Source organism: Nocardia vulneris, from assembly GCF_001613425.1.
Lineage (GTDB): Bacteria > Actinomycetota > Actinomycetes > Mycobacteriales > Mycobacteriaceae > Nocardia > Nocardia vulneris.
Genome location: NZ_BDCI01000042.1, coordinates 42,175 through 55,817, shown reverse-complemented (window position 1 = coordinate 55,817; position 13,643 = coordinate 42,175). Strand labels below are relative to the sequence as shown.

Annotated in this window: 15 protein-coding genes; 5 read left to right on the top strand and 10 right to left on the bottom strand. The window is 68.1% G+C overall.

Annotated features, from left to right (window positions below):
* Window positions 1–70: 70 nt before the first annotated feature.
* Together hemQ and NVU01S_RS36005 are read left to right on the top strand one after the other, a co-directional pair.
* Entirely contained in the window at window positions 71–766 is a 696-nt protein-coding gene (gene hemQ / locus NVU01S_RS36010; RefSeq protein ID WP_043678044.1) for a hydrogen peroxide-dependent heme synthase, read from the top strand.
* A 99-nt stretch (window positions 767–865) separates the two neighbouring features.
* The gene (locus NVU01S_RS36005) at window positions 866–1,072 is read left to right on the top strand and encodes a hypothetical protein (RefSeq protein ID WP_043678005.1); all 207 of its coding nucleotides are present in this window, start codon (window positions 866–868) and stop codon (window positions 1,070–1,072) included.
* A 230-nt stretch (window positions 1,073–1,302) separates the two neighbouring features.
* Here the strand turns inward: NVU01S_RS36005 and NVU01S_RS36000 are convergent, their stop codons facing one another.
* The 5 genes from NVU01S_RS36000 to NVU01S_RS35975 all read right to left on the bottom strand — a co-directional run bounded on the left by NVU01S_RS36000 (window position 1,303) and on the right by NVU01S_RS35975 (window position 6,563).
* Entirely contained in the window at window positions 1,303–1,539 is a 237-nt protein-coding gene (locus NVU01S_RS36000) for a hypothetical protein (protein WP_043678004.1), read from the bottom strand.
* A gap of 796 nt (window positions 1,540–2,335) precedes the next feature.
* Window positions 2,336–2,779: a peptide-methionine (R)-S-oxide reductase MsrB gene (gene msrB, locus NVU01S_RS35990; RefSeq protein ID WP_043677999.1), complete on the bottom strand. Its 444-nt coding sequence runs from the start codon at window positions 2,777–2,779 to the stop codon at window positions 2,336–2,338.
* A complete protein-coding gene (locus NVU01S_RS35985; protein ID WP_052281115.1) occupies window positions 2,779–4,089 on the bottom strand; it encodes a glycosyltransferase family 87 protein in 1,311 nt (436 codons plus the stop codon). The genes msrB and NVU01S_RS35985 overlap by 1 nt, the downstream gene beginning before the upstream one ends.
* A gap of 84 nt (window positions 4,090–4,173) precedes the next feature.
* The gene (locus tag NVU01S_RS35980; RefSeq protein ID WP_043677997.1) at window positions 4,174–5,733 is read right to left on the bottom strand and encodes an alpha/beta hydrolase; all 1,560 of its coding nucleotides are present in this window, start codon (window positions 5,731–5,733) and stop codon (window positions 4,174–4,176) included.
* Window positions 5,734–5,801: 68 nt separating this feature from the next.
* Window positions 5,802–6,563, bottom strand: a complete 762-nt coding sequence (locus NVU01S_RS35975; protein WP_043677996.1) for a pyrimidine reductase family protein — start codon at window positions 6,561–6,563, stop codon at window positions 5,802–5,804.
* A gap of 35 nt (window positions 6,564–6,598) precedes the next feature.
* Here NVU01S_RS35975 and zapE point away from each other — a divergent pair, with 35 nt between their 5' ends.
* Both zapE and NVU01S_RS35965 read left to right on the top strand, forming a co-directional pair.
* The gene (zapE, locus tag NVU01S_RS35970) at window positions 6,599–7,615 is read left to right on the top strand and encodes a cell division protein ZapE (protein WP_043677994.1); all 1,017 of its coding nucleotides are present in this window, start codon (window positions 6,599–6,601) and stop codon (window positions 7,613–7,615) included.
* A 49-nt stretch (window positions 7,616–7,664) separates the two neighbouring features.
* Window positions 7,665–8,459 (top strand): tyrosine-protein phosphatase, encoded by a 795-nt coding sequence (locus NVU01S_RS35965; RefSeq protein WP_043677992.1) that lies wholly within the window; start codon window positions 7,665–7,667, stop codon window positions 8,457–8,459.
* A gap of 2 nt (window positions 8,460–8,461) precedes the next feature.
* On the opposite strand, the gene NVU01S_RS35960 is transcribed toward NVU01S_RS35965, so the two are convergent.
* From NVU01S_RS35960 to NVU01S_RS35950, 3 genes are all read right to left on the bottom strand, one after another.
* Entirely contained in the window at window positions 8,462–8,941 is a 480-nt protein-coding gene (locus NVU01S_RS35960) for a GbsR/MarR family transcriptional regulator (protein ID WP_052281114.1), read from the bottom strand.
* 128 nt (window positions 8,942–9,069) lie between these two features.
* Complete coding sequence (locus tag NVU01S_RS35955) at window positions 9,070–9,837, bottom strand: efflux permease Rv1217c-related protein (RefSeq protein ID WP_052281113.1); 768 nt, start codon at window positions 9,835–9,837, stop codon at window positions 9,070–9,072.
* A 32-nt stretch (window positions 9,838–9,869) separates the two neighbouring features.
* A complete protein-coding gene (locus tag NVU01S_RS35950) occupies window positions 9,870–10,757 on the bottom strand; it encodes an ABC transporter ATP-binding protein (protein ID WP_043677990.1) in 888 nt (295 codons plus the stop codon).
* 104 nt (window positions 10,758–10,861) lie between these two features.
* On the opposite strand from NVU01S_RS35950, the gene NVU01S_RS35945 reads away from it, so the two are divergent.
* On the top strand, window positions 10,862–11,611 hold the full coding sequence (locus tag NVU01S_RS35945; protein ID WP_043677987.1) for an alpha/beta fold hydrolase: 750 nt from the start codon (window positions 10,862–10,864) through the stop codon (window positions 11,609–11,611).
* A gap of 166 nt (window positions 11,612–11,777) precedes the next feature.
* Here the strand turns inward: NVU01S_RS35945 and NVU01S_RS35940 are convergent, their stop codons facing one another.
* Both NVU01S_RS35940 and NVU01S_RS35935 read right to left on the bottom strand, forming a co-directional pair.
* Entirely contained in the window at window positions 11,778–12,317 is a 540-nt protein-coding gene (locus tag NVU01S_RS35940) for a GNAT family N-acetyltransferase (RefSeq protein WP_244467436.1), read from the bottom strand.
* Window positions 12,317–13,534 (bottom strand): MFS transporter, encoded by a 1,218-nt coding sequence (locus NVU01S_RS35935; RefSeq protein WP_043677985.1) that lies wholly within the window; start codon window positions 13,532–13,534, stop codon window positions 12,317–12,319. The genes NVU01S_RS35940 and NVU01S_RS35935 overlap by 1 nt, the downstream gene beginning before the upstream one ends.
* Window positions 13,535–13,643 lie beyond the last annotated feature (109 nt).

Sequence of the window (13,643 nt, the reverse complement as noted above, 5' to 3'; positions counted from 1 at the left end):
GACATGCGGGCGACGGGGCGTGAGCTACCGCACGGCGGTGGTGGGTGGGGGGAGTGGCACGATGGGGGGTATGGCGCGACTGGACTATCAAGCACTCAATTCGACGATCCGGTACCTGATGTTCTCGGTGTTCCAGGTGCAGCCGGGCGTGCTCGGCGAGGACCGGGCCGCGGCGATCAAAGAGGCGCGGGCGTTCTTCGAGGGCTTGGCCGACCGCGAGGTCGTGGTCCGCGGCGTGTACGACGTGGCGGGCATGCGCGCCGACGCGGACTTCATGATCTGGACGCACGCCGAGCGGGTCGAGGACCTGCAGGCCGCCTACGCGGATTTCCGGCGCACCACCGAACTGGGCCGTGCGAGCGCGCCGGTGTGGAGCAATGTGGCGCTGCACCGCCCGGCCGAGTTCAACAAGAGCCACGTTCCGGCCTTCTTGGCCGGTGAGGATCCGGGCAACTACATCTGCGTGTACCCGTTCGTCCGCTCCTACGAGTGGTACCTGCTGCCCGACGAAGAGCGTCGCAAGATGCTCGCCGACCACGGCAAGGCCGCCCGCGGCTACCCGGACGTGCGCGCCAACACGGTCAGCTCGTTCGCGCTCGGCGATTACGAGTGGATTCTGGCGTTCGAGGCCCCGGAACTGCACCGCATCGTCGACCTGATGCGCGACCTGCGCGCCACCGAAGCGCGCCTGCACGTCCGTGAAGAGGTCCCCTTCTTCACGGGCCCCCGCGTCGAACTCGACAAGCTCATCACCGCACTGCCCTGATCCACGACGGCCGGCCCCGGTGGAATTCCGGGCATGCCCGCGGGCCCGGCTCTCGCTACGCTGCCTCCAGGTCGGGATACACGACTTGGAGGACGAACAATGTTGCGTACCAAGCGTGGTGCCGCCGCAGTACTGGTGACGGCTGCGGTGCTGACCGGCGCCGCACCGCTCGCCACGGCGGCACCGTCGCCGGTCGGCGCCGAGACGAGCATCTTCTCCGGCTCCGCCGACCTCACCAAGCAAATCGAATACATCGCCTGCCTGATCCGGATCCACCTGGTCGGCGGTGCGTGCCTGCCGAAGTAGCGCCGCGGAGCAATCACCGGGCATGCCCTGAGTTTTCGGGGCATGCCCGGCCCGTGTCGAAACCGTAGAGTTCGCCCCAGCGCCGTTCGCTGCGCTGCCCGAGGGGTGCAGTCGCAGTGAAGAGCTCGGATGCGGCGACGGCAACGGAGGCACCGGCGTCGAGGTGCCTCGGCGGCGATGTAATCAGCTGTGCGCGAGCCGATTTCGACGCCTGCTGTGATTTCGATCGGTCAGTCGACAGGCCCTCGGGCGGTCAGCACGGTTCTGAGTACGTGCTCGACCGCAGACTCGAACAACGCTCCCCGCAGTTCATTTCGCGTAGCCAGGTTGCGAGTGGCGAGGTCGAGCATCTGATCGGCGGTCAGGCGGCGCACCACCAGGGCGGCAACGTCGTCCAGATCGAGTTCGCTGTCCGCGTTGTCCAGTCTGGCCAGGGCGAACGCGACGACGATTTCCTCGTCGGTCATACTTCGCCTCCGCCGCTCGCTCGTTCGACCACGCCGTGATGGTCCAACTGGATACTACGGCGTTGGTCCGATGTCGTCTGCGACGACGGCCCACGGCGGTCAGGTTCTTGCCCTGGCTGGTTGGGTGGTTCGCGAACCGTGGTCCGCATTGTGACCGCCGTGGCGGCTGTGGCGGCGACCCATCTGCGGTGGCTGTGGGGCTGGGACCGGAAGCCGGGTGATCCGCCGTTCGACTTCCGCGCGGTCCAGGGCGAGTTCTATGACTGGGCAGCCGAAAGACCTCGCCGCTTCGCGGTTGGTCTTCATCGCGCGGTTGGTATCCGCCGACGGTACCGAGACGGGCTTGCGCGCGACCAGTTCACTGACATGGCGACGCGGGGTCGCGGGCTGGCGGATCGTTTGGGACCACACCTCGTCGGTCATTCTGGACGGGAAAACCCTTGCCGTCCTGATGAACTCGTTGCCGGGTCCGGACCGAGGGGCGTCATGAAATCGGCACGAGCCGACGTTCCTGCGGATCAGTCGCCCGCCTTCCGCCGACGCCGACCACGGCGAGATCGAGTCGATGCAGCAACGCGCGCAATTCAAGGCTGTAGCGCCGTAGTGTTCTCGATCCACATCGCACTGCTGACCGCGGGCGGCCATCACCGGGTCGTAGCCTACCGACCGCGCGTGTGTCCTTGGATTGCCGGACACCTGGCTTGGCTCCACGAAACCGGCCACTACGACATCGGGCTGTGAGCATCGCCAGGTGACCCGGTCGCCCGGCGTCCACGAGCAACGGAGTCCCCGCGGGTCAGCCGGCCGATCCCTCGGTGGGCTGCAACCGCAGCGAGATCGAGTTGATGCAGTAGCGCTTGTCGGTGGGGGTGTTGTAGCCCTCGCCTTCGAAGACGTGGCCGAGGTGGCTGTGGCAGTTCGCGCACAGCACTTCTACGCGGTGCATGCCGAGGGTGTCGTCGGCTTTCAGGATCACCGCGTCGGATTTCGCCGGGTCGAAGAACGACGGCCAGCCGCAGTGCGAGTCGAATTTCTCGGTGCTGCGGAACAATTCGGCGCCGCAGGCCCGGCACTCGTAGACGCCGTCGGTTTTGGTGTCGGTGTATTCACCGACGAAGGGGCGTTCGGTCGCGGCCTCGCGCAGCACCGCGTACTCCTCGGGGTTCAGCTTCAGTCGCCACTCCTGGGGCGTGAGCTGGATCCGCGGCGCGGGCAGGGAGGTGTCGGCTTCGGAACTCATCACTCCACGCTAATAGGTTTGGCGACAACTGTCGCCGAACCGTTCGCCGACCTGGGCTGCTCGGTCGTCGTGGGGGCCGTGGCGGGTACCGGCTTGATCCAGGTCGGGTCGATGCCGAACTGCAGCCGCCCTTCGCGTCGCGCGGACAGGTACCGCTCACCCAGCACGCAGAACACGACCACCAGCAGCAGTCCCCAGCCGAAGGTGATGCGCAGGTATTCGACGTCGCGACCCCAGTGCTGCCAGCCCGGCCGATCCGAGAGCCACTTGTCGTAGCTCATGAACCCGAACACCGCGAGCCAGGCGGGCCAGTTGCGCAGCACCGAATTGCGCAGCACGACGGTCATCAGGAACGGGAACAGCATCATCGAGTAGTACATCTGGCCCAGCGAGGGCAGCAGGAACGATGCGGTGAGCAGCACGCCGGACGACGTGCACACGAAGAACAACTCGTCTTCGCGGTAGTACCGGTACAGCAGCCACAGGGAGATGGCCACGAGCACGCCCATGCCCAGTCGCATGCCCCAGATCAACCACGGCGGCAGGCCGTAGTACTCGCCGTTGCCCGCGATCGCGCTGTTGAAGTAGTCGCGTGTCTCGAACAGGTAAGGCGCGGTGTGACTGAAGAACTTCTCCGGGTCCTTCGACAGCGGCCACGCAATCGCCATCAGGGCGAGGGGCACGCCGAGGGCGGTGAGGAAGACCTTCCACTGGCCGCGAACCAGCGCTACGAGCAATAGCGGTGCCAGCGTCGGTTTCACCGCGAGACTCAACCCGAGTGCCGCACCGGCCCACAGATCGCGACGTTTGAGCAGCAGGTGCAAGAAGATCAGTTCGGCGGCGAGGATACAGCCGTTGACGTTGGTGAAGACCAGTGTGTTGGTGACGGTCTCCGACAGGAACATCGCGAACAGCAGGACCGGCGCGACCACCGAGCGCACCGTGAACCGGAACAGCCGGAGCAGCAGGTACCAGGCGAGGATGATCGCGACGACGTTCACCAGGATGAACAGCCAGCGCGCCTTTTCGTAGTCGTGCACCCAGGCCACGGGCGCGATCAGCAGCGTGCCGCTCGGGTAGTACAGGTAGTGCGGATCGACCGAGTCGAAGTTCGCCCAGTACACCGGCCGCCGGTTCAGGAAGTCCAGCGACGCCTGGTAGACCGGCCGGAAGTCGTCGGTGATGTACCCGTTGACAGCCTTGATGAAAACCCGGTTCAGCACGGTCATGACCGCGATGGGCCAGAGTGCGAACTTGATCACCTCGGCGGTGGTGCGAGCGGTGCGGGGCTCGAGCTGTCGAAGGAACACTGGGGCACGGTACACCGAATCCCCTTGATCCGGTTGCCCGGACCTCTTCGACGCGCCGCTAGAAGCGCTATTCGCGGGGCCGGATCAGGCCGGGCAGGCGGTGCCGTCGGCGGGCAGCTTCGCCTCTTTCAGATAGTCGACCAAGAGTCGTTGGGCACAGGTCGAATGATTGGTCACCGGATGGCCCCAGCCCTGCCAGGTGACGCCGGCCTGCCTGGCGCCCGCCTTGCCGAGCGCACCGGCCACCGAGGCTTGGCCTGCGTTGCCTACTACCGGGTCGGCGATGCTGCCGAGCACCAGCACCGGGAGGTCGAGTTTCTCGGGCAGTTGCGGTGCGGTGGACACCGGCCAGGCCGAGCAGTCCATCAGTGAGATCGCCCTCGCGCGGCCGAACACCGGGTATTTGGTGCCCCAGGTGTTCATCAGCTCCTTGGCCCGGGTCGGGGTCGGCGGTTGCTGAATATCGGTGCAGCGGTTCACGAATTGCCCGTCGCCGCTGATCGCCGCGGATTCGCGCTCGATCATGGTGGCGAGCGCGCCGCGATCACCGCGCCCGGCGGCCGACAGCGCGTCGGCGAGTTCGCGCACCCGGTCGGCCTGGTCCGCGCGCGGGCCGCCGAGGAAGCCGGACACCGCGGTGAGCAGCGCGTTGGCCGAGATGTCGCCGAGCTGGCCGGAGCCGGCACGATTCACCAGATCGGTGACCGCGGCCCGCGGGTCGGGCCCGAGCGCACAACCGAGTCCGGTGCAGCGCTGCGCGAACGCGGTCAACGCCGCTTCCGCGCCTTCCAACTGCTGTTCGGCGCGGGTGGTGGCGTCGACGGCAACCGCCTCGGGGGAGTCGAGGACGAGCCGGGCCAGGTGGTCGCCGTACTTGCGGGCGTAGCTCAGGGCGACCTTCGCACCGTTGCCGGTGCCGAGCAGCGCGATGTGCTCGACCTGCCACTGCTTGCGCAGCTGTTCGATGTCGTCCGCGGCGTGCGGCGCGTCGAAGGTGCCCTCGTACGGTTGCAGGAAGTCGCGACAGGCGATGGTGCCGTCCTGGCTGAATCCGGTCACCGCCTCGACCGGATCGGCTGCGCCGGGCCCGAATTGGGCGTTGTCGGCCATGCCCTTGCGGATCTCGGGCGGCAGGCAGTCGATCGGCTGCGAGCTGCCGATGCCGCGGCGGTCCACCGCGACGACCGGCCGGGCGGCCAGCAGCGCGCTCGCCGGTCCGGTGGCCAGTCCGGCGAGGGTGGCCGTCGAGGAACGGTCCGAGCCGGAGGTGAGCACCAGCGGCGCCGCGTCCGCGGGGGTCTGCGGCAGCTTGGCCCGGATGGCGGCGGCCCGGAAGTTGCCGAGCACCGAGCCGGCCGCGTCGATCGGGGTGGAGTATTCGGCGCAGTCGAGCACCAGGCCGGCCGGGGCCGGTCCGAACCCGAGCAGGTCCAGGGTCGGCTTGGTGCATTCGCGCCACGCCAGATCGGTTTTCGGCAGCTCGGCGCTGGGCGGCGGGGGCGGGGCGGGCGAGGTGGTGGCGACGTCGCCGCCGACCCGCTGGCGCTCGACGGCGACGCCGGGACGGTCGGAGGGCCCCGCCCCGCATCCGGCGATAACGATCGAGAGTGTCGCGGCCAGCACGACGGCCCGAGTCCAGCGCATGCGCTACAGCCTGCCAGGTTCGGCCCGGTCTTTCACACAGCAGGGGTCGACGAGCCGCGATGGCGTGGCTATCGGCGAACCCAGCGGGTCAGCATGGTGCCGTCGTCGTCGAGCAGTAACTGTGCGCGGCGCATGCGGAGCTGGAACTCGTGCGCGGACAACGAGATCCGCCGGGCGGTGCCGCCGATCAGGATCGGCGCGGTGGTCAGGCACAGCTCGTCGACCACGTCGGCGGCCAGCAGTTCGCCGAACAGGTGCGGTCCGCCCTCGCAGAGCACGCGGTAGAGGCCGCGCTCGGCCAGCACGCGCAGCAGCCCCTTGGGCGTGACCGCGAGATCGCCCGCCTCGATCACCTCCGCGCCCGCGTCGGCGAGTTGCTGTTTGCGGTCGGCGGGCGCGGTGGTCGTGGTGATGATCAACGGCGGGACCGTCGTGTCGGTGAGCAGCCGGGCGCCGAGGTCGATCGCCGCGCTCGCGGTGACCACCGCGATCGGTGGCGGCGTGCCGTCCGGATGGCCGCCCGCGCCGCGCTGATGCAGCGCGCGCCGCAGCTGTGCGTCGGTGCGCGCGCCGCCGTAATTCTCCGAACGGACCGTGCCCGCGCCGACCAGCACCACATCGGCCAGGTCGCGCAGCATCAGGAACACGGCCTTGTCCGCGGGCGTGCCGAGGCCCTCCGATTGACCGTCGCTGGTGGCGGCGCCGTCGATGCTCGACACGAAATTGGCGCGCACCCATGGTGCGGACGGATTTTCGGGGTAGGCGTACACCTGCGCGAGATCGCCCGGAGTGAGGTCTGTGAGCTGGGTCGCATTGTGGATACGCTGCATGAAGGTAGATCACACCACGTCATTAGGCTCCGCATATGCAAGAACGCCTCGTCGACCGCCACCCGGAGGTTCCGGCCGACCAGCTCGTCGCCCAGATGGTGCCGCCGCCCATGTTCGATGAGGTCAGTTTCGCCTCCTACATTCCCGACCCCAAAGAGCCCAGCCAGGCGGCCGCGGTGCGCAAGGCCGAGGAGTTCGCGGGGGAGGTGGCCAAGATCCACCAGGCCACGAACAAGAAGAGCTTGTTCGGCAAGAAGAAGCCGGTCTCGGGTGCGGGCCTGTATCTCGACGGCGGGTTCGGCGTCGGCAAGACCCACCTGCTGGCCTCCATCTTCCACAGCGCGCCCGCGCCGAAGTCGTTCGGCACCTTCGGCGAGCTCACCAATCTGGTTGGCGCCCTTGGCTTCACCAACGCGGTGGAGCGGCTGTCGGCGAACAGCGTGCTGTGCATCGACGAGTTCGAGCTCGACGATCCGGGCGACACCATGCTGGTCTCGCGCCTGCTGACCGAGCTGTCCGCGAAGGGCGTCTCGATCGCCGCGACCTCCAACACGCTGCCGGGTCAGCTGGGCGAAGGACGTTTCGCCGCACAGGATTTCCTGCGCGAGATCAAGAAGCTCGGCTCGATCTTCGAACCGGTACGGGTCGACGGTCCGGACTACCGGCATCGCGATCTGCCGCCCGCGCCCGATCCGACCTCGCCCGAGCTGCTCACCGAACGGGCCGCCGCGACAAAGCACGCCACCCTCGACGAATTCGACGCGCTGCTGAAGCATCTGAGCACGCTGCATCCGTCGAAGTACGGCGCGTTGATCGCCGGGGTCTCGGCGGTGTTCATCTCGAACGTGCACCCGGTGACCGATCAGGCCGTCGCGCTGCGCATCGTGGTGCTGGCCGACCGGTTGTACGACGCGAGCGTGCCGGTCACGGTGTCGGGGGCCAAGCTCGACGAGATCTTCTCCCAGGAGATGCTCGACGGCGGCTACCGCAAGAAGTACCTGCGCGCCATTTCCCGGCTGCTGGCACTGTCACGGTTCGAGGTGCCCGCGTAACAGACCCCAACTCGAAGGGGGAGCTCGAACCACGGATAGGAGCCAGCACATGACCCAGCGCTCGATGCGCGGCCCGATCGCCCTCGCCGCCGGCCTGGCCGTCGCCTTCGGCCCGGTGGCCGGGGTCGCGCTCGCCGACCCGCCCGCCGCGGCGGCGGTCGCGTTCGACCGGTCGCTGCACCTGCAGGGCGTACAGAACGCTCGCGACCTCGGCGGTTACCGCACGGTCGACGGCAAGACGGTCCGCACCGGGCTGGTCTACCGCACCGGGCAGCTCAACAACGCCACGCCGGACGATCTCGCCGCGCTGGCCGACCGCCAGGTCCGCTTCGTCGACGACCTGCGCACCGTCTACGAGCGCGCGGTCGGGCCGGACAAGGTGCCCGCGGGCGCGGTCGCGCACTGGGACGACGTCATCGGCCAGGCACCGCCGGAGGTGCTGGCGAGCACGCTCACCGGCGGCGACAGCCTCTACCGCGCCTTCATCACAGCGCCCGGTGCGAACGCGGCGTTCGCCGCGGTACTGCGCGACATCCTCGGCGCGGCGGACGGCGCGGTGCTGTTCCACTGCACCGCGGGCAAGGATCGCACCGGCTGGACCGCCGCCGTGCTGCTCACCCTGCTCGGTGTCGACCGCGCCACGGTGAACCAGGACTACCTGCTGTCCAACGAGTACCGCAACGCGCGTCCCGACGATGCGCTCAACGGCGTCCAACAGCCTTGGCTCGACGCGGCTTTCGAGCAGGCGAACCAGACCTACGGCAGCTTCGACAACTATGTGCGCGACGGGCTGGGCCTGTCCGCCGCCGATATCGCCGCGCTGCGGGCGAAGCTGCTCGCCTGAGGTCAGGACCGCTGCTCGGCGTACCAGCGGTCGATCAGCGCGGGCAGCTCCTTGCCCATCCAGACGAAGAACTCGTGCATATCGCGCACCCGGGCGGCCTGCTCGCCGTTCGGGTCGTCGAACAGTGCCAGGCCGCGTGAGGTCATCGCGGTCAGGTCGCTGTACATGCTGCTCTGCTGGCGGGTGAGTTCGGGCAGGATGCCCGGGCGGATCGCGTAGTAGTCCTTGCGATCGCCCGGCTTGGAGATCTTGTCCACCCAGCGCATGGTGACCAGGATCTTCAACGCGCCGGAGATCGAACCTTTGGACGCCTGCAGTGCGTCGGCGATCTGCCCGAAGGTCTGTTCCGGCGGATTCGAGACGAGCAGCCACCCCGCGGCGCGTCCGGTCATCCGGACCAGGCCCATGCGTTCGAGTACCAGCGCGAAATCTTCGACGAAGGCCAATTGTTCCGGGGTAGGGGCGGTTTCGGCACTGCTCACAGCCGCGCCTCGCGCGCGCTCGGTTCCACTGTGTGCATGGCTGGCTGGTACATGGTTCGAGTATCCCTTCGGGTGTACGCGGACAGGTGCACGGGGCGGCGGTCGCCCGCCGCCGGCGTGTCGCTCGGTCAGACCGCGAGGTCGCGCCGGTCGAATGCGGCCAGTGCGAGGGCAAAGGCGAGGGCCGCCACCGCGATCAGGACGATCAGGTGCAGCGGGTTCCAGCCGTTGACCACCGGCTTGTCGCCGACCGCGTAGTAGAACGGCGATATCCGCCGCAGCCAGTCGGCGCCGAGCGTGTTGGCGAAGTAGCCGCCGAGCGCGAGTACCGACGCCGAACCCAGTGCCAGCGCACGCTTTCCGGTGATCGCACCGGCCAGCAGCGCGATCGCGCCGACGGCCAGCGCGAGCAGGCCGAGCGCCACACTGGCCGCGATGATCTGCCCGGTGGGCACCACCATCTTTCCGGCCCGCGCGCCCGAGATCACGCTCAGCGCAAGCACTGTCGTGATCACCGTGATCTGCACCGCGAGCGCACCGAAGCGCTGGCTCAGCAGATGGATCCGGCTGACCGGTTGGGCGAGCAGCAGATCCAGCGTGCCGTTCTCCTCCTGAGTCACCGAGCGGGCGGCGAAGGTCACCGCGAAGATCAGCATGAGCAGCAGGCCGATCATCGAATAGATCATCGAGTGCAGAAAGCCGGTGGCGCTGGCGAAATCGCCCGCGCCGAGCGCGTCGTAGACCCGGTTCTGCTTGATGTTGTTCAGCGAGCCTTGCTCTTTCAGCGAGTTGAACGAGGGCAGATACAGCAGCGGCACCAGCGCGATGCCGATCGACCAGCCGATGAGGCCGCGGCGCTGTTCCTTCAACGTCTGCGTGAAGACCGAGCGAGTCATGACGAATTCTCCTGTGCGATAAGTGGTTCGAGTCAGCGGCCGTAGAGGCTGAAGAAGATCTGCTCCAGGTCCGGCTCGGTCGAGAGCACGCTCACCAGCGGGTATTTGGCCGCCATCTTGAACAGCCCGTCCACCTCGCCCTCGGTGGTGCAGTGCAGCGTCCGTCCGTCGATGGTCAGGTCCCGGACGCCGGGCAGCCGCGCGAAATCGTCGGCGAAGACGTCGGCGCCGAACACCAGCTCGACCGAACGTGGTGAGCGCCGCCGCAATTCGTCCACGTTCTCGGTGCCGAGCAGCTTGCCCGCGCGCATGATCACGGCGTGGTCGGCGGTCTGCTGCACCTCGCTGAGCACGTGCGAGGACATGAACACCGTTTGCCCGTCCGCCTTTGCCGCGAGGACCAGATCGAGAAACCGTTGCTGCAACAGCGGATCCAGGCCGGAGGTCGGTTCGTCGAGGATCAGCAGATCGGGCCGATGCATGAAGGCGGCGACGATGCCGACCTTCTGCTTGTTGCCCTTGGACATGGCGCCGACCTTCTTGGACAGATCGAGATCGAGGAGCTCGGCGAGTTCGGTGATCCGGCGGGCGGGCACCGCGCCGCCGCGCTGGTCGGCCAGGAAGCCGAGCAGATCGCGGGCGGTGTTGCGTCCCTCGAGTGCCAGCTCGCCCGGTAGGTAGCCGATCCGCTTCCGTAATTCCGCGCCGCCCTTGCGCGGGTCGACGCCGAACACCTCGACGCGTCCCGAGGTCGGCCGGATCAGGTCGAGCAGGATGCGGATGGTGGTGGATTTGCCCGCGCCGTTGGGTCCGAGGAAACCGAACACCTCGCCTGCCCGCACGTCCAGGTCGAGGCCGGTGAGGGCGACGTGCTTGCCGTAGTGCTTGGTCAGGCCCTCGGTGCGAATCGCGGCTGTCATGGAGTACTCCTGAGTACTGGATGTTCTGTAAGGAACGATGTGTTCAGTAAAGACTGAACACGCAAAACTTGTCAACCCGGTACCGCCGGTTACGATCCGGGGTCATGACGAAGTTCAAGACGTGGGACGGCCTGGAACTCAACTATCGGGTCTGGGAGGGCGAGGGCGTTCCTGTCGTGTTGCAGCACGGGGTGGTCGCGGATACCAACGCGAACTGGATGAGCACCGGTGTCGTGCGCGCGCTGCAGGCCGCCGGGCGCACCGTGGTGTCGCTGGACGCGCGCGGGCACGGCCGCTCCGCGAAGCCGCACGACTCCGCGCAGTACACCTGGGAGTTCATGGCCAAGGACCTCAGCGCGCTGTACGACGAACTGGGCTTCGATCGGGTTGTGCAGGTGGGCTATTCGATGGGCGCGATCATCTCGCTGCTCGCCGCCGCCGCCGACGAGCGGGTCGAGCGCCTCGCCATCGGCGGCGTCGGTTCGGGCGTGCTCGACTGCGGCGGGGTCGACCGCCGGGTCGTCGAACTGTCCGCTCTGCAAGCCGCGATGGGCGCGGACACGGCCGGCGTGCCGCAACTCGCGATGATGTTCCGCATCCTCGCCGACGCGGTGCAAGCCGACCGGGCGGCCATCACCGCGCTCGCGACCGGACTGGATTCCCGGCCGATCGACGGGCTGTCCGGCATCACCGTGCCGACGCTGGTGCTGGCCGGGGACAACGATCCGTTCGCCGCCGAGCCCGAACGTCTCGCCGCGGCACTACCCGACGGCAAGCTCGCCGTGGTGCCGGGCGATCACCTGATGGCGGTCGTTGCGCCCGACTTCCATGCCGCGCTGACCGAATTCGTGTGAGTTTCGTGCCGCGCCCAGGAACTTCGGCACGTTTCTCGACGGTCTGGAACGCCCGCTGGCCGCGTTGTCGTCGTCGCCGATACAACCCCGGTATCGGCTCCTCCTCCGCCTTGCCAGCGGACGCCCCAGACCGCCGATAAACGCACCGACCTTCCTGGACGAGGCACTAGAAGGTCAGCCGCAGCACGAAATCGTGGTGCGTCTGGTTGCCGACGGTGAAGGACTTGGTGCCGACCTGGACGAACCCGTGTTTGGCGTAGAACCGCTGCGCGCGCGGGTTCGCCTCGTTGACACCGAGCCACACCGCGGCGAAACCGCCGTCACGCGCCCGTTCCAGCGCCGCGTGCATCAGTGCCGTCGATACGCCGGTGCCATGATGACCGGGCAGCACGTACATCTTGCTGATCTCCACCATCGGGCGCACGTCCAGTACCCGCGCGACCTCGGGATCGGCCGGTTCGCCCGCGATGAGCATCGCGTAGCCGACGATGTCCTCGCCCGCGACCGCCTTGAGCACGGTCCGGTCCGGATCGCTCAGGTACTCACCGAAGCGGTCGCCGGAGAGCGCCTCGGTGACGAAGAGGTCGATGTCGTCGGGCGTGGCATCCGGCGGGCAGGCCAACGGAAAGGTCGCCGCGGCAACGTCGCTGAGTTCCTCGGCGTCCCACAGGCCGGCCCGGTCGACGATGACTGGGATGTTGCTCATCAATCAAGTAGAGCACGGTCGTCCGCAGAGGTGGGATGTTTATCGGCTTCCGGCCGGGCGTGGAACACCCGCGCGAGCCCGATCAGCAGCACCGCGAACAGCAACGGGATCACGAAGCCGACGCGGTGCCCGAAACCCGCCGCGACCGCGCCGACCACGCCGCCGCCGATCAACGTGCCCGCGTAATTGAACAGATTCAGCCGGGCGATGAGGGCGTCCAGGCCACGCCCACTGGTCAATTGCCCCGCCTCGCTGAAACACAGCGGCGCGATCACCGGCATACCCGCGCCCGCGATCGAGAACCCGATGATCGCGACGAGCGGGCCGGGCGCGACGATCACGATCAGCAGGCCGCTCGCCCCGATCAACGCCGCGGACCGCACCACCTGTCGCGGGCCGAAGCGCCGGACCAGCAGGTCGCCGCTGAGCCGAGCCACCAGCGAGGTGCCCTGATACGCGGCCAGCGCGAGCGCCGCGGTCGCCGAACCGGCCAGCAGATCGTCGGTCAGATACAGCGCCGACCAGTTGCCGACGGCCAGGTCGATCGCGAACACCAGCGCCATCGCGATGCCGAACACGAGATAGCCGCGCAGCGCGATCTTTTCGGCAGGTGGCACCTCCCGCTGCTCGGCCGGACCCGCTTCGGCCTGCTGCGGTCCGAGCAGCCGTGGCCCGAGCACCGCACCCGCGACGAGCACGATCCCCGCCGCGCCCAGCAGCGTCTCCCGCAGTGTCACCGCCACTGCCTCGCACCCCGAGACGAACAGTGCGCCCGCGATCGAACCCGCGCTCCACGCGGCATAGAACGAGGACAGAATGAACGCCCCGTACCCGTGCTGAATGAAGACCGCCTGCATATTCGTGCTCGCGTCCACGATGCCGACCGCGATCCCGTAGCAGCCGAGCGCGAGCAGCAGGATCGCCGTGTTCGGCGCGAACGCCACCGCGGTGCCGGTGATCGCGATCAGCAGCAGTCCGGTGCGCACCGCGACCCGGCTCGACCAGCGCAGTGCCAGCCGCTCGGCGGCCACGCTGCCACCGCCCGCCAGCAGCGAGACCAGCACCACCGATCCGACGATCAACCCGTCGGACAGCCCGAACTTGTCCTTCTGCTGCGGTAATTCGGTCAGCACCACGGCAAAGAAGAAACCCTGCAACCCGAACGCGACCGAATTCGCCACCCGGGCACCCCGCAGTTCGGGTGCGATCGAACTCATCTGCGCAGGGTATCGGGGTGCCGGGTACCACGCGGGTGGAATCGGCGTGCTCGGTGTGCCCGGCCGCCGAGCTGGTGCTCGTCTCGCCTGCTTCCGCCCACCGTGACGA

Excerpts from the sequence above, each read along its gene's own strand:
- hemQ (WP_043678044.1), top strand. The coding sequence starts at position 71 with ATGGCGCGACTGGACTATCAAGCACTCAATTCGACGATCCGGTACCTG.
- NVU01S_RS36005 (WP_043678005.1), top strand. The coding sequence starts at position 866 with ATGTTGCGTACCAAGCGTGGTGCCGCCGCAGTACTGGTGACGGCTGCG.
- NVU01S_RS36000 (WP_043678004.1), bottom strand. The coding sequence starts at position 1,539 with ATGACCGACGAGGAAATCGTCGTCGCGTTCGCCCTGGCCAGACTGGAC.
- msrB (WP_043677999.1), bottom strand. The coding sequence starts at position 2,779 with ATGAGTTCCGAAGCCGACACCTCCCTGCCCGCGCCGCGGATCCAGCTC.
- NVU01S_RS35980 (WP_043677997.1), bottom strand. The coding sequence starts at position 5,733 with ATGCGCTGGACTCGGGCCGTCGTGCTGGCCGCGACACTCTCGATCGTT.
- NVU01S_RS35975 (WP_043677996.1), bottom strand. The coding sequence starts at position 6,563 with ATGCAGCGTATCCACAATGCGACCCAGCTCACAGACCTCACTCCGGGC.
- zapE (WP_043677994.1), top strand. The coding sequence starts at position 6,599 with ATGCAAGAACGCCTCGTCGACCGCCACCCGGAGGTTCCGGCCGACCAG.
- NVU01S_RS35965 (WP_043677992.1), top strand. The coding sequence starts at position 7,665 with ATGACCCAGCGCTCGATGCGCGGCCCGATCGCCCTCGCCGCCGGCCTG.
- NVU01S_RS35955 (WP_052281113.1), bottom strand. The coding sequence starts at position 9,837 with ATGACTCGCTCGGTCTTCACGCAGACGTTGAAGGAACAGCGCCGCGGC.
- NVU01S_RS35950 (WP_043677990.1), bottom strand. The coding sequence starts at position 10,757 with ATGACAGCCGCGATTCGCACCGAGGGCCTGACCAAGCACTACGGCAAG.
- NVU01S_RS35945 (WP_043677987.1), top strand. The coding sequence starts at position 10,862 with ATGACGAAGTTCAAGACGTGGGACGGCCTGGAACTCAACTATCGGGTC.
- NVU01S_RS35940 (WP_244467436.1), bottom strand. The coding sequence starts at position 12,317 with ATGAGCAACATCCCAGTCATCGTCGACCGGGCCGGCCTGTGGGACGCC.
- NVU01S_RS35935 (WP_043677985.1), bottom strand. The coding sequence starts at position 13,534 with ATGAGTTCGATCGCACCCGAACTGCGGGGTGCCCGGGTGGCGAATTCG.